The sequence below is a fragment of the Vibrio sp. CDRSL-10 TSBA genome (assembly GCA_039696685.1).
In the GTDB taxonomy this organism is placed as follows: Bacteria; Pseudomonadota; Gammaproteobacteria; order Enterobacterales; family Vibrionaceae; genus Vibrio.
Genome location: CP155566.1, coordinates 2,338,436 through 2,364,506, shown reverse-complemented (window position 1 = coordinate 2,364,506; position 26,071 = coordinate 2,338,436). Strand labels below are relative to the sequence as shown.

The window sequence follows — 26,071 nt, the reverse complement described above, 5'->3', positions numbered from 1 at the left end:
TCGATATACTGTTCATACACCACAGAAAAAGGAAAGTAGTAATGAATATTCGAACTGCAACCATCGGCGATGCCCGAGTGATTTTGGGCTTTATTAAAGAGCTGGCGCAATATGAAGAGGCTCTGCACTGCGTCCAGGCTACAGAAGCGGATATTGTGGCCAGTCTGTTCAGTTCAACCGCCACCGCAAAGGCACTGATCTGCGAAGTTGAGGGGCGCCCGGTCGGGTATGCGGTTTACTTTTTTAATTACTCCACCTGGCTGGGTAAAAATGGTCTGTATCTGGAAGATCTCTATGTAACGCCTGCGTACCGGTCCTGCGGAGCAGGAAAGCGACTGATGAAAACGCTGGCAGAGACCGCACTGGAAAATAATTGTGGACGGTTTGAGTGGTCGGTATTGCACTGGAATCAGCCAGCGATTGACTTCTACCGCCATATTGGTGCCGAAGAGCAATCCGAGTGGCGAATTTACCGCTTGAGTGGTGAGGCATTGCAGCGGTTTCGCCGAGGCGTAACTAACGTTCAGATGCCACGTTGAGAGGGGATTGGTTAAGAGTATTTAAGAGAGTGTTGATTGTTTAAGAGGACACACACCCTTGTTGAGTGAAGTTTGGTGTGTGTCCTGGTTAGCACGTTCTGGTGAGCAAATTGGTGTGTCTGTTTTGAGCGAACCACTGATTACGACTGCTTCTTCCGGCTTGGCATCTGATTAAGCAGTAAGGCCAGCAGTATCACACTCAGTGCTAACCAGGTTGTAAAAGGTAGCGCCTCATCGCTAAAGCTCATGCCAAAAACAACCCCAAATGACGGAACCAGATAGTTGGTCATCGATGTAAACACAGCACCAGCATTTCTCACGCTGAGCATGTACAGGTAATACACGACACCAGCGCACATGATTCCGAGGTAGAAAACGGAAAAGACGCTAAAGGCAGATAGCTGATTGAAGTGCAAAGAAACTAAATCAGTGGGAGCCTTAAGCAGGGAAAGAACAATAAGTTGCATGCTAGCCATTATCAGCACATTCCTTGCGACCATCAACGGGTGTTCATCATAGACGCGGTTAAGCAGAAGCAGAGCGATGGCAAAACAGGCGGCAGCAAGCAAAATAGCCCCCGCGCTGGTAAACGGAATGGCCTGCTCTTGTGAAGACAGATCCGGATAAAACAGCAACAATAAACCGCAAAAACCTATTACTACACTGAGTAAACTGTACACACCAATGGTGCTCCCCCTGATCAGCAGCGGGGCTAACAATAGGGCATAAAAGGGAATTGTACCCATTAATACGGCGGTCGTTGCGCTGCTCAGTTGCAATTGTCCCCAGGGAACAAGAATAAAAGGTATCACTGCTTCCAGCAGGCCAATAAGGCAAAACAACCCCCACTGCTTATTTTCGCTCTTCAGACCCAAGCACTTACACAGAATTATCAGCGTCAGCGCTCCGAGTAATGCCCGTAAAGTGGCTATCCACAGCGGAGAAAAGAGGGTCAGTGCCTGTTGCTGGAAGACGAACTGTGAGCCCCAAATGCCACCGATGGTGAACAGGACTGCATAATTCTTCACCTTCATGATTTCTCCTCATTGGTGGGAGAAGCGCAATCATTCGAGTTTGGTTTAAAAGCGGTTGCGTCGACTTCCACCTTCATTCCGTCCAGAGCAAGGCGAGGTACCGGAATGAGTGTACTGGCCGGAAGCTGATTTTGCGGCCAAGCTCGTTGTACGGCTTGGCTCCAGATAGCCAATTTATTGGCATCATGATCAACAATTAATACGTTGATCTTGAGTACATCACCAAAACTCAATCCATGTGCGTTTAACGCACTTGCCAGATTGGACAATGCGACATTAACCTGATGTGCAAAATCATCACTTAAATGATGCTCTGGTCCTTCACCACCACTCTGTCCGGAAATAAAAATCAAGCTGCCATTGTCAGGAGCAGATACGGTGTGGCAAAAGCCGAAGGGTGTCGGGTCAAACAGAGTATCGGGATTATGAAATACGGGCAGATGACAGTTCATGAGGTAACCTTTTAGGATGATTAAAAATAAGGTTGGCCAAGTATAAAAGTTCAAGTTAACTTGAAGTCAATAAAGGATTTAGAATTGGCGTTAGCTTGTGACAAATAAGGTAAGAACAAACTATCTGACTATCGGTCAGCTTGCTGAGCGCAGTGGGGTCGCTACTTCAGCACTGCGTTTTTATGAAACTAAAGGTCTGATTGCTTCGGTCCGGACTGAAGGGAATCAGCGCCGCTATTTGTCATCGATGCTACGCCGGATTGCTTTGATTCAGGTCGCGCAGTCAGTTGGCTTTACTCTGGACGAGATCACGCAAGAAACTGAGTGGATTACCGTTACATAAAGCCGCAACAAAACGGGACTGGGAGAGGGTAGCGAAAAAATGGCAAGCTGACTTAGACCGGAAAATGGCTCAAATACAATCTTTAAGAGCGAACCTGACCGGCTGTATCGGTTGTGGGTGCCTGAGTATGAAAAAATGTCATCTGTTGAACCCGGAAGATGAACTCCACCTACAAAGAAGCGGTGCACAACGCATCGGAATGGAATAATTGTGAAGGTGTGGCTTTGGTACGCACCGTAAGGGCATGTTGATAAGCAAAGGAATGTAAATGATGAAAGTGGGCGTTATCGGAGTCGGTGAATTGACCGAAAAGATTATTACCGGATTAATGCAACAAGATGGCCAGCGCGTTGTGAACTTGTCTCCGCGCAACCATGAGCGAGCCAGTGATCTTGCTGCCCGGTATTCCTGCAACATCATGGAGAGTAATCAGGCGGTAGTGGATGAATCGGATTTGATCATCCTCGGAGTTAGGCCACAGCAGTTGCCCGGGTTAGCTCGGGAGATCACTATCGCGGAGGATAAACAAACCCTTTCTCTGGCAGCCGGAGTCAGCAGGGCTGAGCTGGCTGAGTATTTTCAACACCATAATATTCAGCGCATGATGACCACTTATGCTGCTGAAATAAACCAGACCACCATTGTGTTCACCTCTGTACCAGCCGAGGTTGAAAGCTTGTTTGCCATTCTGGGTCGGACTCTGGTGGTGGATAGTGAGCGTGAGTTTGAACTGGCGACGGTGGGAATGTGTATGAATGGCTGGATGTATTTTTTCTCTGATCGTTTGCAGGCGTGGTTTATCGAGCAAGGGATGCCAGCGCAACAGGCCAGAAAACTGGTGCTGGGAGCCATGGCAGACAGTGCTGCTTATGGTCTGCATCACTCCGATAAATCACTGCTCGAGCTGGGCCGCTCGATTGCAACCGAGGGGACATATACTGCCCGCGGTGTTGAGCGTCTCAACTCAGAGCGTTTTTGTTCTGCGTGGGAGCATGCCGCTGAGGATATTTTTAAGCGTCTGAATAATAAAGACGGCTGATTGAGTCAGAGCCGGGAGTGGTTCTACAAAGCAGGACACAGCCAGCTTTCCGCTGTGTCCTGACTCTTATTTATATGTCACTGGCCAGTCATGACGGCTGATAAGGCGGGTAGTCCACATAGCCTTTTTCATCACCGCCGTAGAAGTATTCACGCTCTGCTTGTGCCAGTGGCCAGTCATTTTGCATGCGTTTCGACCAGATCCGGGTTCGCGATATACGGGCGGCCAAACGCAACCATGTCAGCCAGGTCGCCCTGCAGGTAATCTTCTGCTTTGGTTTTATCAAAGCCACCGGCCACCATCAAGGTACCGCAAAAGTCGCGTCTGAACTTTTCAATAAAGCCTTGCGGTAAGGTAGTTCCGCCTTCAGGCAGGTCTTGGTCGTTGACATGCACGTAAGCCAGGTTTCGGTCGCTTAACTGTTTGCCGAGCTCCAGCCAGGTGAATTCCTCCTCTTCAAAGGCAGGCATATCGCCGTAGCGGCCAAACGGTGAAATGCGGATGCCGGTATGCTGTGCCCCGATCGCATCACTGACGGCATCGGTGACTTCCAGCGCGAAACGCAGTCGGTTTTCCAGTGTCTGTCCACCATATTGATCATCACGGGTGTTTAAACCGGCATTAATAAACTGCTCGATCAGATAGCCGTTGGCGGCATGGATTTCCACACCGTCAAACCCTGCTTCCATCGCATTTTTGGCAGCCTGAACATAGTCTTGTTTGATGTCTTCAATTTCTGCCACAGAAACCCCGCGAGCAGGAGAGACATCGACCTTGCCAGGTTGGCCATTGTGGTCGAAAGCGAAACAGGTGCCATTGGCTTTGGTATCGACACTGCTGACCGGGTTGGCCTGATTCGGTTGCAGGGAAGTGTGAGACATACGGCCGACATGCCAGATTTGAATGAAAATCTTACCGCCTTGGTCGTGTACCGCTTGGGTGGTCTGTTTCCATGCTTCCGTTTGCTGTGGATTATAGATTCCCGGAATATAAAGAAATCCCTGACCTTGCTTGGAAATTGGAGAGCCTTCGGTAATCAGCAGGCCGGCGGAGGCGCGCTGTGCAAAGTAAAGTGCTGTATTGGCGTCTGGCGTATCGAGCGGGTTGTTGACCCGGGCACGGGTCATTGGCGCCATCGCGACCCGGTTTTTACACTGTGTATTTCCGATGGTGACAGGTGAAAATAATTTAGACATATTAATCCCGGTGATCAAATGTGAATGGTGTGCCGCTGCTGCCAGTAAGTAACCGAGCAGTTGAGCATGTCAAACAATTGAGTTCGACTTAGCTCAGTGCAGCTAAACTTCTGAGATCAATATGGGATAAATGGCCGGTCGGATAAACCGGCGACAGGGATTAGCTTAGTGGAATTAAATTCCATAATCAGCTCAAACGAAAGAAGAAGCCGTTTGGCTTCTTCTTGTATCATCGGTTGTGAGCCGTTAAATCGCTCTGGCAACCGGACGTTTGACCTGGCGCTCGGTAGCATAGATATAAGTGGCCAGCGCAAACAATGTCATGCTCAGAGCGGTAATCAGCCAGAAGACATCCAGCAGACTACCGGTGTTTTGATTGACGATGCCGGCCAGCAGATTACCCAGCGCGCCACCCATACCGAAAGTGACCATGCCGATGCCGTTGATCTGCATGGTAGACTTGGAACTGTAGCGGCGACTGATCCAGCCGGAAACGACTCCCCAGACCGGGAAATACATCAGCCCGTAACCAAAGCCTGCCACCATAACGAATTTGGCGGGGTTGTAGGTGAAGGCGATAAGTCCGAGCGCAAAAGCACCGAAGATCAGTAACAGCGCCAGGCTGTGACCACGTTTATCGGCCAGTTTACCGATAAAGAAGCCCGCCACCATGCCCGTAAATCCAATCACACTCCAGGTATAGCCCCCCAGTGCAGAAGGCAGGTTCAGCTGGGCCAGGAAGGTATTCAGCCAGGTTGAAAAAGTCATGGTTGAGCAACCGACCAAAAATAGCATCAGGCAGGAGAGGAAAGCGGTGCGTTCACGCAGTACGATGGAAAACAGTTCACGGGTGCTGAGCGCTTTGGTCACTTTGATATTGTCCAGGTGCGGTTGACTGCGCAGATGCTTGAGCAGGTACATGGTGGCTATTAGTGTTACCAGTCCCATCACCGATGCGACAATCCAGCCACTGCGCCAGCCCAGAACAGGCACAACCAGCAAAATGATTAGACCGTTCAGGCTGCAGCCCCAGGCTGTGCCGCTGGCGGACACGGAAAGATTGGTGGCGGTGCGTTTTTCTTCACCATAGCTGGTGGTCAGCTCAACGATGCCTCCCCAACTCATGGCGGCGCTGGCAGCTAACACGGTCAGCACGCCGATCATAACCATCGGGTCGTTGAGCCAGGCCATTGTAAACAGCAAGACAGTGGTCAGTGAACCGGTGGCTAACAGTAAACGGCCGGAATCGATGCGATGTCCGATGACACCAAGTGCCATGGCACCGGACAAATAAGAGATTTGAGTCAGTGCTCCTGCCGCGGCAAGGTACCAGCTGCTGATCTCAATTGAGGATTGCATCATCGGCATCATGGCCGCAAACAGAAACAATCCAAAGCCGTGACTGATAACCTGGTTAAAACCAAATGTCATTGCCATGCGCATCGTAATCCTCCTTGTCCAAGGTACTTTGACCTCAACTGATTACCATCTAACCAGGAAAAATCATTGAACCTAAAATGTTAAAAATTAACAATCCAGCTACAAAATAGCGATGGCGCTATACTATGGGCTTGCGTTTATTCGGTAAATCGATAAATATTCAATTCTACGTTCGGATTTGTTGAAAACTCAGCCATGCATGACTTACCTATAAACCTGCTGCGTACTTTTATGATGGTGGCAGACACACTGAATCTTACCGAGGCGGCTAGGTTATTACACAAGGCTCCGTCTACGGTGAGTATGCAACTCAACCGTCTGGAAGACCTGGTAGCCAATCCGCTGATGGAGCGCGGCCAGCACGGCGTGCGCCTGACTGCGGCAGGCATGCAGCTCAAAACCCATGCTCAGCAATTGCTTAATCTGCACGATCAAATTGTCGGCTCTTTCCTTAATATGGATATTGACGGGGTAGTGCGGTTGGGAACGCATGACCAGTATGCCAGCCAGACACTGGCCCCGATTCTGCAGGACTTTATCCTCAGTTATCCGGAGGCCGAACTGGAAGCTTTCTGCGACTACCGTCCCGATCATCTGGTTGACTTACTGGATAAAGGTAAGCTCGATATCGCGTTAGTTGAAATGCTGGCCGGAAACGCAAGGCGGAACCCGGCTGCGGCGTGATGAATTAGTCTGGATTGGCTCGAAAGATCACTTTGTCCATACCCATGAAGTGCTGCCGCTGGTGGTGTTTTATGAAGGTTGTCAGCATCGTCAATATGCCTGTTCTGCGCTGGAAAAAGCCAGAATGCCTTATAGGATTGCGTTTACCAGTCAAAGCCGCTCTGGTGTTCTGGCGGCGGTACGTGCCGGAGTAGGGATTGCCGTGATGCCTTATCATACACTGGAAGACGATCTGGTGATTTTAAGCGACCTGCCGGAGCTGCCGGATATGGAAGTGACCCTGTTTACTTCACCTAAAATCAATGAAGCGACACGCCGTCTGGAGCAGATCATTATTAACAGTCCGGTGTTTAACCCGGCAGTGGTGGAAGTGGGTTAGTCGCAGTCTGATCCGTCAAAGAGGAAGAAAAAACCATGCACACTTCAGACAAACAACGAATATTTATGCAAAGAGCATTAGCCATCTCACAACTGGCATTGCCTCAATGCAGACCCAATCCACCGGTAGGCTGTGTTTTAGTCAGAAATGGCGAAATTATTGCTGAAGGATTTACTCAGGCTGTTGGTGATAATCATGCAGAAGTTGAGGCTCTCAATCAACTAAGGGGCAGTCGTGAAGGCGTAACCGCTTATGTAACTCTGGAGCCATGTTCGTTTGTTGGCAGAACACCGGCTTGTGCGGTGACTCTGGTGAATAGCGGAATTCGGCACATTGTGGTTGCAATGTTAGATCCGGACCCGCGAAATAATGGCATGGGTATTGAGATGCTGAAAAATGCCGGGATCACTGTAGAGGTCGGGATGTGCGGTGAAGAAGTCAGTACTTTCTTGTCACCTTATTTAGGGCATTCTTAACGTTTTTTTAGTACTCAGCGCCAGCAGCAAGCCACCCAGTACCCCAGCCAGGTGCGCCTCGGTTGCTACCCGGGCTTGGATCAGGGCTTCAGTGCCGAGTGAACTGCCGTAGCACTGCTCCCAGACCACTTTGGCGATCACGCCGGCAACCAGCAGCCAACTGCTGCGCCGTCCCTGCCTGGCTTCTTGCAGAGCGCAACAGGCAAACAGTCCGTGCAGGGTGCCGGACAGACCGACGTAGGAACTCATGTCTGTCATTAATACCGCAATACCGACCCAGAGGCTGATAAGCACAAGGGTGGGCAGTAATAGCTGGACTGTGGGCTTGAAGATATAGCTGATGAGCCATAACCCGGCCAGATTCATCGCCAGATGAGCAAAGTTGGTATGGGTGAAGTTTCCTGTTAGGATGCGCCACCATTGGCCGTGTTGAATGGCGTTTAACTGCCAGGCTGCGGCAGAGGAGAGCGGTTCGAACTGCAGTCCGACACAGACCATACTGATTATGACTAGCCACAGGTATAAATTCACAATATGTCCCGTTATTGTTCCCGGTGCGGTAAAGCACATAAAGCCTGTATCTGCGCTGCGATAGTGCCGATCGATTCACAGGTGGAGCTTATCATTCTTCAGCATCCGACAGAAGAACATCGCGCCATGGGTACCGCGCGTATCCTCAGTCTGTCGCTGGCGAACTGCCGCCTGCTGGTTGGTGAAGATTTCCGTCAGCATGAGGAACTCAATCGTCTGCTGGCTGACACCAGCGTGCAGCATTTTGTGTTGTATCCGAGTGAGCAGTCGCAATCCAGCGAACAACTTAGTTTAGAAGCCGAGCGGCCGATACGGGTGATTGTGCTGGATGGTACCTGGAAAAAAGCCTTTAAGATGTGGCAGGTTAACACCCAGCTTCATCACTTACCCGCCTTGCATCTGCCCAAAGATCTCAAGGGCAACTACCGGATTCGTAAAGCGCCGAGTGAGAATGCGTTATCAACCGTGGAAGCGGGCTATCATTTGCTGCAGAGCCTGCAACCTGAACAGGACTTTTCGCCGCTGATGTCGGCATTTGATACCATGATCGACTACCAGATTCAGCAAATGCCGCCCGGTGTGTTTGAGCGTAATTACCTCAATAAGGAATAACAAGGGGCACAGATGCCCCTTGCCTTCATTCAGTCATTTGTTTTAGTAATTAACGTGGGCGGAAAACAGCTGCTGATGCAGGCGCTGAGCGTAGCCGTCGGTCATCGCAGCAATGTAATCGCAGATGACCCGCATTCCGTCTTCTGAGGCATGCTCTGCGGTGCGCCATTTCTCCTGAGTTGCCTCCGGTAACAGACGTTCCGGGTCGGCGGCCAGGGCTTCAAACAAATCCATAATGATCTGCTGACCTTTGTATTCAAAGCGTTGCACCTGCGGTACCTGGATAACGTACTGACTGACGAAGCTTTTCAGCACTTCCAGCGCGTTATGCATGTTCGGCTCCAGATAGGCGTTAAATGCCAGAAGATCGCTGTCGAACGCGGCATCAACCGGCTGGACGCTGACACTGGTCAGCAGGGCATTCACGATGCCGCCAATCGCATCTTTACGCACATGATGCTGGCCGGAAAACAGCATGCTGCTCAATGCTTCAATATGCTCAGCAAACCACTCATCACCGCACAAAGCTAACTGGCTGGCCGCGGCCTGTTGCCACTGGGTCTGCGTGACCATGCCGAGCACAATTGCATCTTCCAGATCATGCACGCCGTAGGCAATATCATCGGCCAGCTCCATAATTGAGCAATCGAGGGATTTAAAACGTGTCTTCTGGTGCTGATAAGGCGAGCGGGTTTCTGCACGCATTTCGCCCAGCAGTTTACGGTCATGGGCGCTGAGCGGAGCCAGTACCCAATTCAGAATTGCACTGTCACAGTTGTAGACCCCTTTGGCCGGCGCCCAGTCTTTGGCTTTCAGCTGACGCTGGTGCGGAACAGATTCCGGGAGTTTTTCCGCCCGGGTGCGGCTGAGCAGCGCCGGGTATTTGAGCAGGCCGAGCAGGGTACGACGTGACAGGTTCATGCCGTGATGCTCGGTATAGGGTTCAAGACAGGTGACGATACGAAACGTCTGCGCATTGCCCTCAAAGCCACCGTGCTCACGCATCATATAGTTGAGTGCGATTTCACCGCCATGGCCGTAAGGCGGATGGCCGATATCATGCGCCAGGCACAGCGAGTCAATCAGGCTGTCTGACGGCAGTAAATCACGAAACTGAGGCTGCTTGAGTTTTATCTGCGCGACAATACCGGTGCCGATTTGCGAGGCTTCCAGCGAGTGGGTCAGCCGGGTGCGGTGGAAATCGTTCAAACTGGTGCCGTGCACCTGGGTTTTGGCCTGTAAGCGGCGAAACGCGGCCGAGTGAAGAATACGGGCCCGATCACGCTGATACGGACTCCGATGATCATTGCGACGAATTTTATGTTCGTCATTGTTGCGCTCTTGCCAGTCTGAACTGATGGTTACCTGCATTGATTGCTCCCGATATGACACGGTTTTTATAAAAACTACAGCGAGTTAGCTTATCTCGTCCAGTGTTAATTCAAAGCTGGGGGCAAAGGTTTGCAGAAAATAATCCATTTCTTCGGTGTAGCGCTCACGCAGCGTCACATCGAGACGTTTTTTGGCCAGAGCAAATTCGTGGTTACCGGCGCTGAGCTCTTCCAGACATTTCAGATAAGCGCACAGGCAGTCGGCTTGTTTGACGATCGCGGAATCCTCGGCATGCGCTGCATCGGAGACCAGAAAAGGCGCAAAATCGTCGTGAAATTCTTCCGGCAGCATTGACAGCAGGCGACGTTTCTGCGGCTGCTTCGATTTTTTTGTACTCTTTGGCGATGTCCGGATTGAAGTATTTGATAGGTGTTGGCAGGTCGCCGGTCAGCACTTCACTCGAGTCATGATACATGGCCAGAATCGCAATCCGCTCGGGATTGAGTTGTCCGCCGAATTTTTTATTCTTAATCACGGCCAGTGCATGGGCGACAAACGCTACCTGCAGGCTGTGTTCGGAGATGTTCTCTTTGGAAACGGAACGCATCAGTGGCCAGCGCTGAATGAGTTTCATACGGGCGAGGTGGGCAAAAAAATGGCTTTCTTTCATAACGCTCGACATCCTGGTTGATCGCTGAATAAAACAAAAGGCTCTCTTTTAGTTTAGAAAAGAGAGCCTTTTAAGCCTAACTGATCAGGAAAGGAAGAGGAAAGCGTTATTGGCTGTAAGTGCTCAGGAAACGCTCAAAACGGCCGATCGCCACTTCCAGATCTTCAACATGCGGCAGGGTCACGATGCGTACGTGGTCCGGTTTCGGCCAGTTGAAGCCGGTACCCTGTACCAGCAGGACTTTTTCCTGTTTCAGGAAGTCGAGTACCATGCGCTGATCGTCTTTAATGCTGTATTTTTTGGTATCAATTTTCGGGAACAGATACATAGCGCCTTTCGGCTTCACACACGATACCCCCGGGATCTGGTTAATCAGTTCCCAGGCTCGGTCACGCTGCTCAAGCAGACGTCCGCCCGGCAGGATCAATTCATTGATACTCTGATAGCCGCCCAGAGCAGTCTGGATCGCGTGCTGCATTGGTACGTTGGCACACAAACGCATCGAGGCCAGCATATCCAATCCGGAGATATAGCCGCTGGCCTGATGTTTTGGTCCGGTCAGGAACATCCAGCCGCCACGGAAACCACAAACACGGTAGGCTTTGGACAGGCCATTGAAGGTCACAACCAGGACATCTTCGGTCAGCGTCGCCACCGACGTGTGGGTCGCACCGTCGTACAGGACTTTGTCATAGATTTCGTCTGCAAAGATAATCAGTTTATGCTTACGTGCGATTTCAATAACTTCCAGTAGGAAGTCACGGCTGTATACCGCGCCGGTCGGGTTGTTCGGGTTGATCAGGACGATGCCACGCGTGTTCGGCGTAATCTTTTTCTTGATGTCGTCGAGTGACGGATACCAGTCGGCTTGCTCATCACACAGGTAGTGCACCGCTTTACCGCCGGACAGCGCAACAGCGGCGGTCCAGAGCGGGTAATCCGGGGCAGGAACCAGCATTTCATCACCGTTGTTCAGCAGCGCCTGCATCGCCATCACGATCAGTTCGGATGCGCCGTTGCCGATATAAACATCTTCGACATCCAGAGAGCGGATGCCTTTTTTCTGGTAGTGCTGAACGACTGCTTTACGTGCCGAGTAGATACCTTTGGAATCACAGTAACCTTGCGAGGTTGGCAGATTGCGAATTACGTCGACCAGGATTTCATCCGGGGCGTCGAAACCAAACGGGGCCGGGTTGCCGATATTAAGCTTTAGTATTTTCTGCCCTTCTTCTTCCATGCGCTTAGCATGTTTGAGCACTGGTCCTCGAATGTCATAGCAGACATTATCGAGTTTTGACGACATCCCGATATTTTGCATTGTCTTGTTCCTGAAAATGATGAAATTTGTTTATTAAACCTCTACAGATTGCCTTTTTTTAGGATATAAATCTAGGCCATATTGTCCTTTCGAGGTTAAATTTTGTCAGTACCCCAAGTTGCTCAATTCAGAGCTTAGATAAGCTGTCCGAAAGTTTTTATGACCTTACATTCGTTAAGGTAATGAATTTATGTGTACAATGTGGCTGTGGCACGCAGAATTGGTGGGAAAAGATACGATATACCCTTGATTTTAGTGGGTTCTCTCAATAGAGTAACCGTGTTACATCGAGTCTCAGCTAAGTCGAGGTCGTTTTGTTGAATTTTTATCAAGCCATTGCTCACTTAATAGAGCAAATCCACGACGCGCAGGAAAACGACGTCCGTTTCACTCAGGTGCTGGCAGGAAAGCCGCCATTCGCGCTTATCGATTGGCTTGAAGCCCAACCGGTCTACCCTAAATTTTACTGGCAGTCACGAGATAGCCGCGAGGAAGTGATTGCGCTCGGGCAGTTATATACTTTTACCGATCCGGCACCGGCCTATGCCATTGTCGGTGAGAATCAACGCGTTTGGGGCGGACGATCGTTTGACGGTCATACCGATAAAAACCAGCGCTGCATGTCGTCATTTTTCTTTTTGCCTCAGGTTGAACTGATGCGGGTGGATAATACCTGGCTGCTGGCGGCGAATGTCAATCAGGAATCGGCCCGGACACTTGCCACCCTCAACAAGTTGGTGGCGGAAGTTAAACCGTTACCTGCCATTCACCGTGAAGTGAGACAGGTCCGGCATGCACCGAGTGAGTCCGGCTGGGCGCAACTGGTACAGGACGTGTTAGACGGTATTGAAAAACAGGACTTTAAAAAAGTCGTCCTTGCCCGTCAGACCCGTTTAACTCTCGATGGCCCGCTCAGTGCCGCTCAGTTGCTGAAAGCCAGTGCGCAGCAAAACCATCACAGTTTTCACTTTATGCTGGCGCTGGACAGTAAACACTGTTTTATGGGCTCGACGCCCGAGCGGCTCTATTTACGCCACAGTCAGGAGCTGTATACCGAAGCGCTGGCCGGGACTATCGGGCGCGGTGCTAATGCCGCTCATGATCTGGAACTGGCGAACTGGTTGACCCAAGATCGCAAGAATCTGCATGAGAATCAGGTGGTGGTGGATGACATTATTGAACGTCTTACGCCACATGCTGAATCTATCGATGTCGATCCGGAAACCGCACCTGGTGCGCCTGAGTAAAGTGCAGCACTTGAAGCGGGCGATTCACGCCAATTTGCAACCCGGGGTGAATGGCGTACAGCTGTTGAGTGCTTTGCAGCCGACCGCTGCTGTGGCAGGACTGCCGCGTAAACCGGCGCTGGATTTTATTACCCGGCATGAACCTTTTGCCCGCGGCTGGTATGCCGGTTCGATGGGCTATTTCAGCCATCAGCAGGCAGAATTTTGTGTCGCAATCCGCAGTGCTCTGGTGCTGGAAAATGAAGTCCAACTTTATGCCGGGGCCGGGATTGTACCAGGCTCAGAAGCTCACTATGAGTGGCAGGAGCTGGACAAGAAGATGTCCACTCTGCTCAGTTTGATCAGTGACAATCTGCCGCTGGGAGTTGCCTCATGAGCCACGATCAGGCACAGCTTAACCGGATCTGGAGCCGGACCTTGCTTGAAGAGCTGACCCACTTCGGGGTCAGTGATGTGTGCGTCGCGCCCGGCTCTCGTTCGACACCGCTGACACTGGAAGCCGCCGCGCATCCCAATCTGACTCTGCATACTCACTTTGATGAACGCGGGTTAGGCTTTTTAGCTCTGGGACTGGCCAAAGCCAGTACCAAGCCGGTGGCGGTGATCGTCACGTCAGGCACCGCGGTCGCCAACTTGTTGCCGGCGATTGCCGAATCCGGCCTGACCGGAGAAAAGCTGGTGGTGTTAACCGCAGACCGGCCGGTTGAGTTAGTCGGTTGTGGAGCTAACCAGGCGATCGATCAGGTCGGCATTTTCTCTTCCCATGTCACTGCGGCGATGAATTTACCCAGTCCGGGTGTGCACCTGCCCTTGAGCTGGCTGCTCAGTGCCCTTGATGATGCAATGTTCAAACAGGCGCAGTATGGCGGCGCAGTACATATTAACTGCCCGTTCCCCGAGCCGCTTTATTCGACTTCATCTGCGGACTTATACAGCGATTATCTTGCGCGGGTAGCCGACTGGCACAATGCAGATGTGCCCTATACTCTGCGTCTGATGCCGGAGACTCACGTCACGCCACTCGAGGCCACATCGTTTAATCGTAAAGGTCTGGTGATTATCGGCTCTTTGCCGCGGTGTCAGGCTCAGGCGGCGCTGCATTTTGCCCGCCAGCTCGGCTGGCCGGTGCTGTGTGATACCCAGTCCGGTGTCAGCAGTGAGTGGGCACATTATGATTTGTGGCTGCAAAATGCCACAGCCAGTGCCCGCTTGAGTGAGTGCCAGGTGGTGCTTCAGTTTGGCGCCAGAGTGGTATCTAAACGGCTTAATCAGTGGCTGCAACGTCAAATCAGCGCCTTTGATTGCGACTATTGGTATGTGTCGCCGGATGCCGGCCGTAACAACCCGTCTCACCTGCCGCAGCAGCACTGGGTGGCTAATATCCGTGACTGGGTTTCGATTCAGTCCGCCGCCGCGCAGCGCTCAGTAAAGCAGCCGCTTAACAACGCCGGCCGTGGCTGGGCAGATGAACTGCGCCACATGGCCGGTGCAACCGCGCAACTGGCTGCATCAACTTTGTCTGGCGACGGATTGAACGGCTCTGCCGATAGTCTGACCGAAGTCGCTGTTGCGCTCGATCTCAGTCAGCGCGCGCCCTTGGTGCCGCTTTTTATCGGTAACAGCCTGATTGTCCGTCTGACCGATATGCTGAGCAGACTTGATGGCCGTGAAGTCTATTCCAACCGCGGTGCATCGGGTATCGATGGCCTAGTCGCCAGTGCAGCCGGTGTGCAGCGCGCGCTTAACCAGCCGTTAATGATTCTGCTTGGTGACACTTCACTGCTGTACGATCTCAATTCACTCGCTTTGCTGCGTCAAACTTCGCAGCCGGTTGTGATTGTGGTGACTAATAACGATGGCGGGGCGATTTTTGATCTGCTGCCGGTGCCTGAGCAGGAGCGTCAGGCCTTGTATCAGATGCCACACGGCATGCAGTTTGAGTTCGCGGCCAAGCAGTTTGGTCTGGCTTATGCCCGCCCGCAAACTCTGGCGCATTATCAAACCGTAATCGACGCCCATTTTGAATCGGGACAGGGGACGTTGCTGGTGGAGGTTGTCACGCAGCCGCAGCAGGCCGCCCGACACATCCAACAGATCAGTGCACAGATTCATGCTCTATAGTCGCTCGTCCGGTCATTGCTCAGATAACACGCCATCGGCGGTAGAACGGCCGTTGCTGGTGTTTCTGCATGGCTTGCTCGGCAGCACACATGACTGGCAGCCGGTATTGGATCGTCTACCGGATGCAGACTGGTTGGCTATTGATTTGCCCGGACATGGTCACAGCCAAGCGATTTGCTGTGACGATTTACAGCAATGCTGTGAACAGGTGGCACAAACCATTGTCCGCCGCGCCGGGGGAAAGCGCCCGATATGGCTGGTCGGCTATTCACTTGGCGGACGCATTGCCATGGCAGGGGCCGCGTGTGGCTGGTTCAGTGGCTGTAACCTCACAGGCTTGCTGATTGAAGGTGGTAATTTTGGCCTGCAAACCGATCAAGAAACGGCAGCAGCGCTGGATTAATGACAGTCGCTGGGCGATGCGTTTCGCGCACGAACCGATTGCACAGGTATTAAGCGATTGGTATCAACAAGCGGTATTTAGTTCACTAAACCATGCGCAAAGACAAACCTTAATCACCAAACGCAGTGCTAATCTTGGTCAGGCAGTGGCAGGTATGCTGTTATCAACCTCGCTGGCAACCCAGCCTTACCTGCTGCCGGCACTGCAACGAACCCGCTTAAAGATGCATTATGTGTGTGGTGAACGGGACAGCAAATTTTCGCAGCTCGCAACACAAAGCGGGCTGAGCTTCAGTCAGGTCGGGCAGGCCGGGCACAATGTTCATCATGAGCAGCCTGAGGCGTTCGCCCTGATCATTCAGCGTTTAATTGGCTCGCTGTCATCAACAGCGAGTGACAACAATGGGAATCAGCATGGCTAAAACAGTAGGCATTTCAGAACAAGAACTTTATGCACCGGTCGAATGGCATGATTGCGGCTCAGTTTATGAAGATATCGATTATCACAAGTCGCCGGATGGCATCGCCAAAATTACCATTGCCCGCCCTCAGGTACGCAATGCGTTTCGTCCGCAGACCGTCAAAGAGATGATCAATGCGCTGGCGGATGCACGCTACGATGAAAATGTTGGTGTGATCATTTTAACCGGCCTGGGTGAAGATGCATTCTGCTCGGGCGGTGACCAGAAAATTCGTGGCGATTACGGCGGTTACCGAGATGAATCGGGCACCCACCATCTCAATGTGCTCGACTTTCAGCGTCAGATCCGGACCTGCCCGAAACCTGTGATTGCTTCTGTAGCCGGCTGGGCCGTTGGTGGTGGTCACGTACTGCATATGATGTGTGACCTGACGATTGCCGCAGAAAACGCCCAGTTTGGTCAGACCGGGCCTAAAGTCGGCTCTTTTGACGGTGGCTGGGGCGCTTCTTACATGGCGCGGATTGTCGGTCAGAAGAAAGCTCGTGAAATCTGGTTCCTGTGTCGGTTCTATGACGCCCAGGAAGCGCTGGATATGGGCCTGGTCAATACTGTGGTGCCATTGCAGGATCTGGAAAAAGAAACCGTACGTTGGTGCCGTGAAGTCCTGCAACACAGCCCGATGGCGCTACGCTGTCTCAAAGCCGCACTGAACGCGGACTGTGATGGTCAGGCTGGCCTGCAGGAACTGGCTGGTAACGCCACCATGCTGTTCTATATGACAGATGAAGGCCAGGAAGGCCGTAACGCGTTTAACGAAAAACGCCGCCCGGACTTCAATAAATTCCCGCGTAACCCGTAAAATCACTGCGGTCCGCGCAAAAGTGGGCCGCTTTTTGCTTACGACGTATAACCCTATGTGATGTCATTGTCTTGGCGCATTCCGTGCCGACAGTGGGAACATCCAGGAATAACAACAGAGTTAGGTTGGATATGCGCAGCGCAAAACTGTACCGTTATCGTCTGCCGATGGATAGCGGCGTCATTCTTCGTGAAGAGAAATTAACCGAACGTGAAGGCTTCATTGTCGAACTTCAGGAAAATGGCCGAATAGGGCGTGGTGAAGTCGCGCCGTTAAAAGGATTTAGCGTCGAAACCATTGACGAGGCGGGAGCCCTGGCTAAGGAACAGCTGGAACTGTGGGTTAAAGGGCAACCGCTTGGACTGGATGAATTATTTCCGTCTGTGGCATTTGGTGTGTCTATGGCTGAGCTGGAACTGGCTGGTGAGTTGCCCCAAGATGGGCAATATCAGGCCGCACCGCTGTGCACCGGCGACCCGGATGAACTGATCCCGCAACTGGAAGCTATGCCTGGTAAAAAGGTCGCTAAAATTAAGGTTGGCCTGTATGAGCCGGTACGTGACGGCATGCTGGTTAACCTGTTTCTCGAATCCATGCCGGATCTGACTTTGCGTCTCGATGCCAATCGCGCCTGGAACAAAGAAAAAGCGGCTAAATTCGCTCAGTATGTCGCTCCGTCACGTCGTGGCCGGATTACTTATATCGAAGAAACCGTGCCATTCACCGAGTGAGAGCCTGTCGTTTGCCATCGATACCGGGATCGCGATTGCCTGGGATGAGACGCTGCAGCAGGCAGTACGGATGGATGATTTTCGTCTCGAAGAGCTGACCGGCGCCAAAACCATCATTATTAAACCGACCGTGATTGGTTCCGTACCTTTCTGTATTCGTCTGGTTGAGAAAGCCAGAGCACTCAATCTTCAGGTGGTGGTCAGTTCCAGCCTGGAATCGAGTCTGGGTCTGACCCAGTTAGCCCGCCTGTCCAAATGGTTGTTACCGGATGAAATTCCTGGGCTGGATACCATAGGTCTTTATCAGGCGCAGCTTGAAACCGCCTGGCCGGGTTGTGAACTGCCAGTGCAGACACTGCAGGATCAGGAGCTGGTGTGGCAGTCGCACCACGCATGACCCCTTGGCAACAATGGCAGCAGCGCACGCCGGATAAGGTGGCGCTGCGTCTTGAGCAAGAATCGTTAACCTGGCAGCAGCTGGCTGAGCGTATTGAGCAGTATGCTCAGGCACTTCATCTGCAAGGTTTACAGAGCGGAGACGTGCTGACACTGGTTGGTAAAAATCATCCGCATACGTTGCTGTGGTTACTGGCCGCGGCGTCGCGTGGCGTCATTTGTGCCCTGACTATGCCTCAGCCTGCGCAGGCTTTGCTCCTCAAACTGGACGCGCTTTATAGCGCGCATCAAAAGCCCCACCTCTGGCTGGCTCCCGGGGCCGAAGTTTCCCGGCTGTCTGATTTGTTGCACATTGATTCTTCGCAGAGTGATTCTTCTCAGACAGATTGTTGTCAGACAGACAGAGCCGTCAATTTCATTCAGATACCCCAGGCATTACACGTTACTGAATCTGCTGGCCGTTCGGTTGAGTGGCATGGCGATCTCTATCAGGCTGACAACCTGGCCACTTTGATTTTTACCTCCGGTTCAACCGGCACTCCTAAGGCGGTGGCGCACACTCATGCCCAGCATCTGGCTTCCGCGCAGGGCTTATTGCAGGAGTTTGTGTTCAGCGCTGAAGATACCTGGCTGCTTAGCTTACCGCTCTATCACGTTTCCGGTCTGGCGATTGTTTACCGCTGGCTGCTGGCCGGCGGCTGCCTGAAAATTGGCAGCGCTGATCTGGCTTGTGACATGGCTCAGGTTACGCACGCGTCTCTGGTGCCGACCCAACTCAAACGGCTGCTGGATGCCGGAATCGAACTCAGCCTGACTCATGTGTTACTTGGTGGCAGCCATATTCCGGTCCGGCTGGCGCAGCAGGCTGCGGAAACGGGCATTGAAACCTGGCTTGGCTATGGCATGACAGAAGCTGCCTCAACCGTTACGGCGAAACGGGTAGACGGGCACAGCGGAGCCGGACATGTATTAGCCGGACGCCAGGTACAACTGCGCGGCCAGCGGATTTACATTGGTGGCGAAACCCTGGCCAGAGGTTATTACCATCAAGGGATTTTGCATCCTGTCGCTGAGCCGGACGGATGGTTTGACAGTAAAGATCTCGGCGCATGGCAGGATGAGCAACTGGTGATTATCGGACGCGCCGACAATCAGTTTATTTCCGGCGGTGAAAACATTCACTGTGAAGAAATTGAGGCCGTGCTCAGCCGTCATCCGGAAGTGCAGCTGGCGATGGTAGTGGCAGTTGAAGATGACGAATTTGGCGCCAGACCGGTTGCGGTAGTGCATAGCGCACAAGCGGAATTTTCGCTGGAGCAAGGGGCAGCCTGGTGCGAAGGGAAGCTTGAGAAATTCAAGTGGCCGGTGGCTTATTTCACTATGCCGGAGCAACTGATGAACAGCGGCATTAAAGTATCGCGCCAGGCCCTGAAGCAATGGCTGGCGCATCATCAGACCCGATATCGGGTTATGAGTTAGACCAAAACAGAATTTTGCTTCTTATAACGGTTGGGCATAATGAACCCGGATTTATAAAGATTCGGGATTATCTGACCATGAAGAAAGGCTTACTTGTTGGCGTCATCGCCCTGCAATTGCTGATTGCCCTGACCCAGGATGGCTGGCCGCGTTCGGTGGCTGAGTTAAGTGCTTTCCTGTTGGTGCTGGTCGTCGCCTGGGAAGTACAGCGCTCTCCAGTTACCCGTTTGTCTGGCTCAGCAGCCAAGCCAGAGACGAAGTCGATATAACTATCCAGAGTACAATACCGAACAACAGCGGCTTGGCACCGGCAGCGCGTAAACGCCGGACCGACAAGCTGCAGCCAATCAAGAACAGACACACCACCAGGGCTTGCTTGGCCAGGCCGAAAATCTGCTGATATACCACCTCAAACTGCGGCAACTGATCGCTGAATCCTATCGCCGCGCAGTAAAAGAGAATGAAATACGGGATGGTCACTTTTTTCGATTCACTGCGAAACATCCAGGCACTGAGCAGGGCAACCGGCACAATCCACAATGCGCGCGCCAGCTTGAGTGTGGTGGCCGTTTTTAGCGCCTCTTCACCGTACGCTGAAGCAGCGCCGACCACCGATGACGTATCATGAATGGCGATGGCCGCCCAGGTACCAAAGGTATGCTGATCAAGATTGAGGGCATGGCCGATAAGCGGAAACACGAACAGCGCCAGTGAATTGAGCAGAAATACCGTACCCAGGGCCACTGCGGTTTGATCGTCATCGGCATTGACTGCCGGAGCCACGGCCGCAATAGCACTGCCGCCACAAATGGCGGTCCCCGAGGCAATAAGATGACCGGCGGTGGCATTCAGGCCGATAAGCCGTGCCAGCAGGGTACCAAGCAGCAGAGTACCGCAAATACTTGCCACAATCAGGCCGATACCGTCGCTGGTCACGCTGAGTGCTTCCTGCAACGGGATGCCAAAACCGAGGCCGACAATCGAGTAAGCCAGCAATCTTTTGGTGATCTTCGCAAGTGGCAGTCCGCCTGGAACCCAACCCAACGTCGCCAGCAGGAACCCCAGTATCAGCGCAGTGGGAGAGGTAAGATAAGGCGTGATACAGGCCAGCAGAACCAGCACAAAAGGCAGATATCTCAGCTTAACAGGCAGTGAGTTGCACGACATAGGATTGACCTTGAGCGAAGTGGAAACTGATTGTAACCCATTGCTGATGGTCAGAAAGTCTTAATGTTTTGAACAAGCGTTCAGCTAAACTGAACGCTTGTTCTTCGTGAACGGAAAGCAGCGAACTGAAAGTAATGAACGGAAAGTCGTGAGCGGAAATTGGTGAACGGAAAGTCGCACCAAGCTACTTCCAGTCACCACGCAGGGCCGCGACTTTGGCGTGCATCATTTGAGTGTTAGCGTCGCAGGCGGCAACGGCGCTGCCGGCTTCGATTTCAATCCGTGAGCGGAAACGACTGGGCAGACTGCTGCAGGCGCGACCTTTATAACGGCTGAAGAAACTGCCCCACAGCCCTTTAATCGCCATCGGAATTACCGGCACCGGGCTGCGTCTTAGTATCAGGTCGATACCGCGCATAAACGGATTCATTTCGCCATCTTCGGTCAGGCGGCCTTCCGGGAAAATGCATACCAGATGACCTTGTTGCAAAGCTTGTTCTACCTCGGTAAATGCACGGCGGATCGAGGCGCGGTCATCGGAGTCTATCGGGATCACGCCGGCCCGCTTGAGGAAACGGCGCGCAATGCGGATATTGGCGTACTCTTCGTGCATCACAAAGCGAATCAGGCGCGGACAAACTGCACTCAGCAGCAGGGCATCCATATAGCTGACATGGTTACACACGATCAGAGCACCGCCTTGCTGTGGTAAATGATGCAGGTTTTTATGCCGGACACGGTAAATAGTATGAGTCAGTGCCCAGACCAGAAAACGCACCACAAAAATCGGCACTTGCAGAAACAGGTAGACCGCCATCAGCACATTCATCACAGACAACAGGATAAACAGCTGCACTATGCTCAGGTTCAGCAGTGATAAACAGACAATGCCGAGCAGCGCGCTGCCGACCATAAACAGTGAGTTGTAAATATTGAGTGCTGCGATGACCTGAGCACGCTCGCTCGCTTTGGCGCGTTGCTGCATCATGGCATACAGCGGCACGATAAAGATCCCGCCGGATACGCCCAGTAACAACAGATAAATATACAATGGCCATAAAGGGGTGTAGCTGACAAATTCGCTGAATTGCTGGAAGAGCGGTAAATCATCGGGAATGCTGCTTGCCATCAGGTAGCCGAAAATACTGATCCCCAGGCTGCCGAGCGGCACGATACCAACATCAATCCGGTGGCCGGACATTTTGTCGCAAGCCAGTGATCCGGCCGCAATACCGATAGAAAACAGGGCCAGTAAGAAAGAGACCGAACTTTCGGTACCATTGAGAAACAGTTTGGTGAAGTTGGGAAACTGGGTCAGGTAAGCGGCGCCAAGAAACCAGAACCAACTGATCGCCATCATCGACTGAAAAATAGTGCGGTCACTGCGTGCGATAGCCAGAGTCTGGCGGGTCAGCTGAATCGGCCGCCAACGAAATTTGAGATCCGGTGCGCTGGCCGGCGCTTCAGGAATAGCGCGGCTGGCGAGGTAGCCGAACAGAGCAAACAGCAATACGGCGCCGGCAGCGATGTAGCGCGCATGTTCTGCAGACGCGATGATGCCGGCTCCCAGCGTACCGAGCAAAATAGCTAAAAAAGTGCCGGTTTCGACCAGCGCATTGCCAGGGACTAATTCCTGAGATTTAAGCTGCTGTGGCAGTAATGCGTATTTTACCGGCCCGAAAAAAGCAGATTGAGTACCCATCAAAAACAGGATAAACAACAACAGACCATAACTTTCCGTCACCAACCCAAGAGCACCGACACACATGATGGCAATCTCTGCCAACTTTACTTTACGGATAAAGGCGGACTTTTCGTATTTGTCGGCCAGCACGCCAGCAGAGGCGGAAAACAGGAAAAAAGGCAGAATGAATAAGCCGGCAGCCAGGTTGATAAACAGATCACTGGATACCGGCAGAGCACCGGAGCCTGCAAAGGCAACCAGCAGTAACAATACGTTTTTAAAAATATTGTCGTTGAATGCGCCAAAGAATTGGGTAATAAAATAGGGTAGAAAACGCCGCTGGGTTAACAGTGACGTTTGAGAATGTGGCATTACGTTTCCTTGATGCTTACCAGTTGGCCAGATAGTTAGAGAGTAGGTCTTCAATCAATGCCTTGCCATCGACAGGCTCAGCAGCGAAGAATTTGTCGTCTACACTCAGCAGGGTGATTCCATGCACTCCTGACCACAAAACCCGGCTGGTGCGCAGAATTTCACTGTCGGTACGCTGAGGGGCCATGACGTGTAGCAGTCCTTCCAGCATGCTGGTCATGTGTTCAATCCGCTGCGACTGCCACTCAGGCAACTGTTCGCCATTCATATTATGGGCAAAGATTAACTGCCAGCGATAAGGATTTTTCTTGGCAAAGTCGTGATAGCAGTAAGCGAGCTGATAAAGTGCCTGAGCCGGATCTTTACTCTGGGTCACTACGGCTTTGGCTTCGGTAGCCAGTTTCGTCCAGCGTTTGTGCCACCACATGAAGCAGCAGCAGATTGTAATTACCAAACACGTTCACTAATGTACTCGGCACATAGCCGATCATTGTCGCGATTTTACGCAGGCTCAGTTCGTGGTGAGAGTGCGTGTGGAGAAATTCTTTTACCGTATTGAGGGTCAACGCAATCAGCTCGTCTCGTGTATGGTCGTTTCGTCTTGCCATGTGGAATAACACTTAATGAACAATGTTCAATTATTCTAATAACCCCCCGATGGAGCGTCAACTAATCTCTCAATAAGCATGTGCTTTTGAAAGCGTGTACAACGGATTTTTGCAGCGAAGTCGGCTTTATTGCTGCCGTTTGTAACATCGCTTGTCGGTTGAGTTCCGTTCGGGATACATGAAAATTTACAGCAACGCTTTGAAAATCAAAGGCTGTTGATGGCGATTAGACAACCTAACACAGTAAATGGTTCACTATGTCCGAACGAAGTTTGCAATATCCTGATACAAGTCAGCAAAAGCAAAATGTTTGATTGTGATATTGAAGCCGCTATGATGACCCGGTATCAAAATAGGTTTAGGGTCCTGTTAAGGGCCATTACCAGTAACGAGCTAAGGATAAGTATGAAACGTCTGTTTTCTCTGGTCGCATTAGTGATGGTTTCTGTTGCGTTTACCCCAGTGGCGGATGCTGCCAAAAAATTTGGTGGCGGTAAGTCATTTGGTAAAAGCTACAACACATCGCCTGCGCCGACGCAAAGTAGCCAACCGACCAATTCGCTAAAACAACAAAACGGCACACAAACAGCACAGAATTCCTCTAAAAAAGGATTAATGGGTGGTCTGCTGGGCGGCCTTCTGGCTGGTGGTTTGCTGGCTGCCTTCTTCGGTGGCGCTTTTGAAGGTATCCAGTTTATGGATATCCTGATCATGGGTCTGATTGCTTTCGTGATCTTTAAACTGATGCGCGGAGTGTTGGGGGCCAAGCAGGGCAGTATGAACCAGCAGCAACCGGCGTTTGGCGGAATGAACCGCAACCAGTTTGAACAGCCGAATGTGCACAACTTTGAGCAGCCGCAAGCACCTGCAGGTGGTTTTGGTAGCACGATGCAAAGCGATGTACCGCACAATTTACCGGCCGGTTTCGATCGCGTCGCGTTCATCAACGGTGCGCGTGAGCATTACCGTATTCTGCAAGGTGCCTGGAACCACAACCAGCTGCACACCATTGAGGAATATGTGTCACCAAGCCTGTTTGAAGACCTGAAAGAAGAGCGTGCCAAGATTGACACGGCTCCGCAGACCGACGTGATGTATGTGGATGCAGAAATCGTACGTGCTGATTATGATGCGAGCAAAGCGCAGCTGAGCCTGCAGTTTAGCGGCCGTTACCGTGATGCGGGTGAAGGTATCGAAGAGGATATCGAAGACATCTGGCACCTGGAAACGTGACCTGACAACGCCGAATGCACCATGGCTGATTGTTGGTATTCAGGGCTGATTTCTCTGAGTCACAACGACTGAATCTCAACGCCCGGGCTTGTCCCGGGCGTTTTTGTTTGCTTGTTTTATAATGACTTTATCCGTTTTAAAATAGCGGTGTGAGTTTTATAAATAACTGGCAGCGTGTTATAAATGACAGATACACCTCTGTGACCGGTCTGCTTTGGCCGGTGGCAGGCAGACAACAAGAAAGGAAAGTCCCGTGGCCGAATTTAAACATAAAGATCTGACCCAAGAACAGCAGGATAAAATGGATGCAGCGGTGTTCCGCCGTTTGCTGGCGCATCTGGATAACAACAAAGATGTGCAGAATATCGACCTCATGATTCTGGCGGGCTTCTGCCGTAACTGTTTCAGCAAATGGTACCTGGCAGAAGCGGAACAAATGGGATTAGATCTGGATATTGATGACGCTCGTGAGCGTGTGTACGGTATGACCTACGATGAGTGGAAAGCCAATCATCAACCAGCGGCGACGCCGGAGCAGCTGGCCGCGTTTGAAGCGCGTCAGAAAAAATAATCTTCCCAAGCCGCCTGTCCTGGCGGCTTTTTTGTGGTCGCTGGACAATGATGAAGGGGCTTTGCCCGTTACAATTTGACCAGAGGGGGCAGAGGCTGAAGGTCAATCAGCGGCTGACGGGTGATGCTGGGTTGGCTGCTGAACAACATCAGCGGGCTAAAGCTCCGGCTATCGAGCTTATCCACATCAACCAGCCCGTTGAGAGCATAAAAACGCGCCACGTACTGGCGGGTTTCAGCTGGCAGGATTAAGTGTTCAAACTCACGGCTGTTGGCTCGCGCTATCGCGCGGGCAACGCGGCCTTCACCGGCATTGTAGGCTGCTATGGTCAGTGCCAGGTCGCCGCTAAATTTGTTATACAAAAATGTCAGATACTTAAGCGCCGCATCGGTACTGTGAAATACATCCAGGCGTTGATCCTGCGGGGGCATCGTAAGACCAAAGCGCTTTGCTGTGGCGGGCATCAATTGCCACAGACCCCGAGCACCTGCATGGGAAATCGCGTCAGGGTTCAAAGACGATTCGAGCATCGGCAGCAGAGCTAATTGAGGTGGCAGGCTGCGCTTTTTAAGCTGGGTGAATATATGCCCGAGCAGAGGTTGATACAGGTCGAAGCGAGCGGCAATCTGCGTCTGATAAGGTGATAATACCTCGTGCTGGCGATCAATTTGCTGCTGAAAGGTTTGGGCGGCGCTCTGGGCGTTGGTCAGCGGAAGCACCAGCATGACAAA

Annotated in this window: 21 protein-coding genes and 7 pseudogenes; 16 read left to right on the top strand and 12 right to left on the bottom strand. The window is 51.9% G+C overall.

What is annotated here, in order from left to right; translation table 11 throughout:
• The first annotated feature begins 41 nt into the window (after positions 1–41).
• Positions 42–539, top strand: a complete 498-nt coding sequence (locus ABDK09_18505) for a GNAT family N-acetyltransferase (GenBank protein XAW88946.1) — start codon at positions 42–44, stop codon at positions 537–539.
• A gap of 140 nt (positions 540–679) precedes the next feature.
• Here ABDK09_18505 and ABDK09_18500 read toward each other — a convergent pair whose 3' ends face one another.
• The gene (locus ABDK09_18500; GenBank protein XAW88945.1) at positions 680–1,573 is read right to left on the bottom strand and encodes a DMT family transporter; all 894 of its coding nucleotides are present in this window, start codon (positions 1,571–1,573) and stop codon (positions 680–682) included.
• The gene (locus tag ABDK09_18495) at positions 1,570–2,025 is read right to left on the bottom strand and encodes a Rid family hydrolase (protein ID XAW88944.1); all 456 of its coding nucleotides are present in this window, start codon (positions 2,023–2,025) and stop codon (positions 1,570–1,572) included. Before ABDK09_18495 ends, ABDK09_18500 begins: the two co-directional genes overlap by 4 nt.
• 97 nt (positions 2,026–2,122) lie before the next feature.
• Between ABDK09_18495 and soxR the strand changes: the two are divergent.
• Both soxR and ABDK09_18485 read left to right on the top strand, forming a co-directional pair.
• Positions 2,123–2,576 (top strand): annotated as a pseudogene (gene soxR, locus ABDK09_18490) (redox-sensitive transcriptional activator SoxR).
• Positions 2,577–2,636: 60 nt separating this feature from the next.
• Positions 2,637–3,407, top strand: coding sequence for an NAD(P)-binding domain-containing protein (locus ABDK09_18485; protein XAW88943.1), 771 nt, complete (start codon positions 2,637–2,639; stop codon positions 3,405–3,407).
• Positions 3,408–3,583: 176 nt separating this feature from the next.
• Here the strand turns inward: ABDK09_18485 and ABDK09_18480 are convergent, their stop codons facing one another.
• Positions 3,584–4,603 carry an alkene reductase gene (locus tag ABDK09_18480; protein XAW88942.1) on the bottom strand — a complete coding sequence of 340 codons (1,020 nt, stop codon included), beginning with the start codon at positions 4,601–4,603 and terminating at the stop codon, positions 3,584–3,586.
• A gap of 246 nt (positions 4,604–4,849) precedes the next feature.
• A complete protein-coding gene (locus ABDK09_18475) occupies positions 4,850–6,046 on the bottom strand; it encodes an MFS transporter (GenBank protein ID XAW88941.1) in 1,197 nt (398 codons plus the stop codon).
• Between the two features lie 192 nt (positions 6,047–6,238).
• Between ABDK09_18475 and ABDK09_18470 the strand changes: the two genes are divergently transcribed.
• From ABDK09_18470 to ABDK09_18460, 3 genes are read left to right on the top strand one after another with little or no spacing between them, the layout of a single operon-like run.
• On the top strand, positions 6,239–6,727 hold the full coding sequence (locus tag ABDK09_18470) for a LysR family transcriptional regulator (protein XAW88940.1): 489 nt from the start codon (positions 6,239–6,241) through the stop codon (positions 6,725–6,727).
• Complete coding sequence (locus ABDK09_18465) at positions 6,681–7,106, top strand: LysR substrate-binding domain-containing protein (protein ID XAW88939.1); 426 nt, start codon at positions 6,681–6,683, stop codon at positions 7,104–7,106. Before ABDK09_18470 ends, ABDK09_18465 begins: the two co-directional genes overlap by 47 nt.
• Before the next feature lie 35 nt (positions 7,107–7,141).
• Complete coding sequence (locus tag ABDK09_18460) at positions 7,142–7,582, top strand: bifunctional diaminohydroxyphosphoribosylaminopyrimidine deaminase/5-amino-6-(5-phosphoribosylamino)uracil reductase RibD (protein XAW88938.1); 441 nt, start codon at positions 7,142–7,144, stop codon at positions 7,580–7,582.
• On the opposite strand, the gene rrtA is transcribed toward ABDK09_18460, so the two are convergent.
• On the bottom strand, positions 7,568–8,113 hold the full coding sequence (rrtA, locus tag ABDK09_18455) for a rhombosortase (GenBank protein ID XAW88937.1): 546 nt from the start codon (positions 8,111–8,113) through the stop codon (positions 7,568–7,570). The two genes, ABDK09_18460 and rrtA, sit on opposite strands and share 15 nt — an antisense overlap.
• A 3-nt stretch (positions 8,114–8,116) precedes the next feature.
• Between rrtA and ABDK09_18450 the strand changes: the two genes are divergently transcribed.
• Positions 8,117–8,725 carry a DTW domain-containing protein gene (locus ABDK09_18450; protein XAW88936.1) on the top strand — a complete coding sequence of 203 codons (609 nt, stop codon included), beginning with the start codon at positions 8,117–8,119 and terminating at the stop codon, positions 8,723–8,725.
• Positions 8,726–8,767: 42 nt separating this feature from the next.
• Here ABDK09_18450 and ABDK09_18445 read toward each other — a convergent pair whose 3' ends face one another.
• The 3 genes and pseudogenes from ABDK09_18445 to ABDK09_18435 all read right to left on the bottom strand — a co-directional run bounded on the left by ABDK09_18445 (position 8,768) and on the right by ABDK09_18435 (position 12,048).
• Complete coding sequence (locus ABDK09_18445; protein ID XAW88935.1) at positions 8,768–10,096, bottom strand: anti-phage deoxyguanosine triphosphatase; 1,329 nt, start codon at positions 10,094–10,096, stop codon at positions 8,768–8,770.
• 45 nt (positions 10,097–10,141) lie between these two features.
• Positions 10,142–10,727 (bottom strand): annotated as a pseudogene (gene yfbR, locus ABDK09_18440) (5'-deoxynucleotidase).
• 106 nt (positions 10,728–10,833) lie between these two features.
• Positions 10,834–12,048: a pyridoxal phosphate-dependent aminotransferase gene (locus ABDK09_18435; protein ID XAW88934.1), complete on the bottom strand. Its 1,215-nt coding sequence runs from the start codon at positions 12,046–12,048 to the stop codon at positions 10,834–10,836.
• A 314-nt stretch (positions 12,049–12,362) separates the two neighbouring features.
• Between ABDK09_18435 and ABDK09_18430 the strand changes: the two are divergent.
• From ABDK09_18430 to ABDK09_18400, 7 genes and pseudogenes are all read left to right on the top strand, one after another.
• Positions 12,363–13,671, top strand: a pseudogene (locus tag ABDK09_18430) (isochorismate synthase MenF).
• Positions 13,668–15,416: a 2-succinyl-5-enolpyruvyl-6-hydroxy-3-cyclohexene-1-carboxylic-acid synthase gene (gene menD / locus ABDK09_18425; protein XAW88933.1), complete on the top strand. Its 1,749-nt coding sequence runs from the start codon at positions 13,668–13,670 to the stop codon at positions 15,414–15,416. The pseudogene ABDK09_18430 and the gene menD overlap by 4 nt, the downstream one beginning before the upstream one ends.
• Positions 15,406–16,240, top strand: a pseudogene (gene menH, locus ABDK09_18420) (2-succinyl-6-hydroxy-2,4-cyclohexadiene-1-carboxylate synthase). Before menD ends, menH begins: the two are co-directional and overlap by 11 nt.
• Complete coding sequence (menB, locus tag ABDK09_18415; GenBank protein XAW88932.1) at positions 16,233–17,099, top strand: 1,4-dihydroxy-2-naphthoyl-CoA synthase; 867 nt, start codon at positions 16,233–16,235, stop codon at positions 17,097–17,099. The pseudogene menH and the gene menB overlap by 8 nt, the downstream one beginning before the upstream one ends.
• A 131-nt stretch (positions 17,100–17,230) precedes the next feature.
• Positions 17,231–18,227, top strand: a pseudogene (menC, locus tag ABDK09_18410) (o-succinylbenzoate synthase).
• Complete coding sequence (gene menE / locus ABDK09_18405; protein ID XAW90776.1) at positions 18,224–19,705, top strand: o-succinylbenzoate--CoA ligase; 1,482 nt, start codon at positions 18,224–18,226, stop codon at positions 19,703–19,705. The pseudogene menC and the gene menE overlap by 4 nt, the downstream one beginning before the upstream one ends.
• A 77-nt stretch (positions 19,706–19,782) precedes the next feature.
• Positions 19,783–19,974 carry a hypothetical protein gene (locus ABDK09_18400; GenBank protein XAW88931.1) on the top strand — a complete coding sequence of 64 codons (192 nt, stop codon included), beginning with the start codon at positions 19,783–19,785 and terminating at the stop codon, positions 19,972–19,974.
• On the opposite strand, the gene ABDK09_18395 is transcribed toward ABDK09_18400, so the two are convergent.
• The 3 genes and pseudogenes from ABDK09_18395 to ABDK09_18385 form a co-directional block, all read right to left on the bottom strand.
• Positions 19,925–20,872, bottom strand: coding sequence for a putative sulfate exporter family transporter (locus ABDK09_18395; protein XAW88930.1), 948 nt, complete (start codon positions 20,870–20,872; stop codon positions 19,925–19,927). The two genes, ABDK09_18400 and ABDK09_18395, sit on opposite strands and share 50 nt — an antisense overlap.
• Before the next feature lie 184 nt (positions 20,873–21,056).
• On the bottom strand, positions 21,057–22,928 hold the full coding sequence (locus ABDK09_18390) for an MFS transporter (GenBank protein ID XAW88929.1): 1,872 nt from the start codon (positions 22,926–22,928) through the stop codon (positions 21,057–21,059).
• A 16-nt stretch (positions 22,929–22,944) separates the two neighbouring features.
• A pseudogene (locus ABDK09_18385) lies at positions 22,945–23,536 on the bottom strand (TetR-like C-terminal domain-containing protein).
• Positions 23,537–23,941: 405 nt separating this feature from the next.
• Here ABDK09_18385 and ABDK09_18380 point away from each other — a divergent pair.
• Together ABDK09_18380 and ABDK09_18375 are read left to right on the top strand one after the other, a co-directional pair.
• A pseudogene (locus tag ABDK09_18380) lies at positions 23,942–24,818 on the top strand (TIM44-like domain-containing protein).
• A 204-nt stretch (positions 24,819–25,022) separates the two neighbouring features.
• Complete coding sequence (locus tag ABDK09_18375) at positions 25,023–25,340, top strand: DUF1244 domain-containing protein (protein ID XAW88928.1); 318 nt, start codon at positions 25,023–25,025, stop codon at positions 25,338–25,340.
• 68 nt (positions 25,341–25,408) lie between these two features.
• Here the strand turns inward: ABDK09_18375 and ABDK09_18370 are convergent, their stop codons facing one another.
• On the bottom strand, positions 25,409–26,065 hold the full coding sequence (locus ABDK09_18370) for a lytic transglycosylase domain-containing protein (GenBank protein ID XAW88927.1): 657 nt from the start codon (positions 26,063–26,065) through the stop codon (positions 25,409–25,411).
• Positions 26,066–26,071 lie beyond the last annotated feature (6 nt).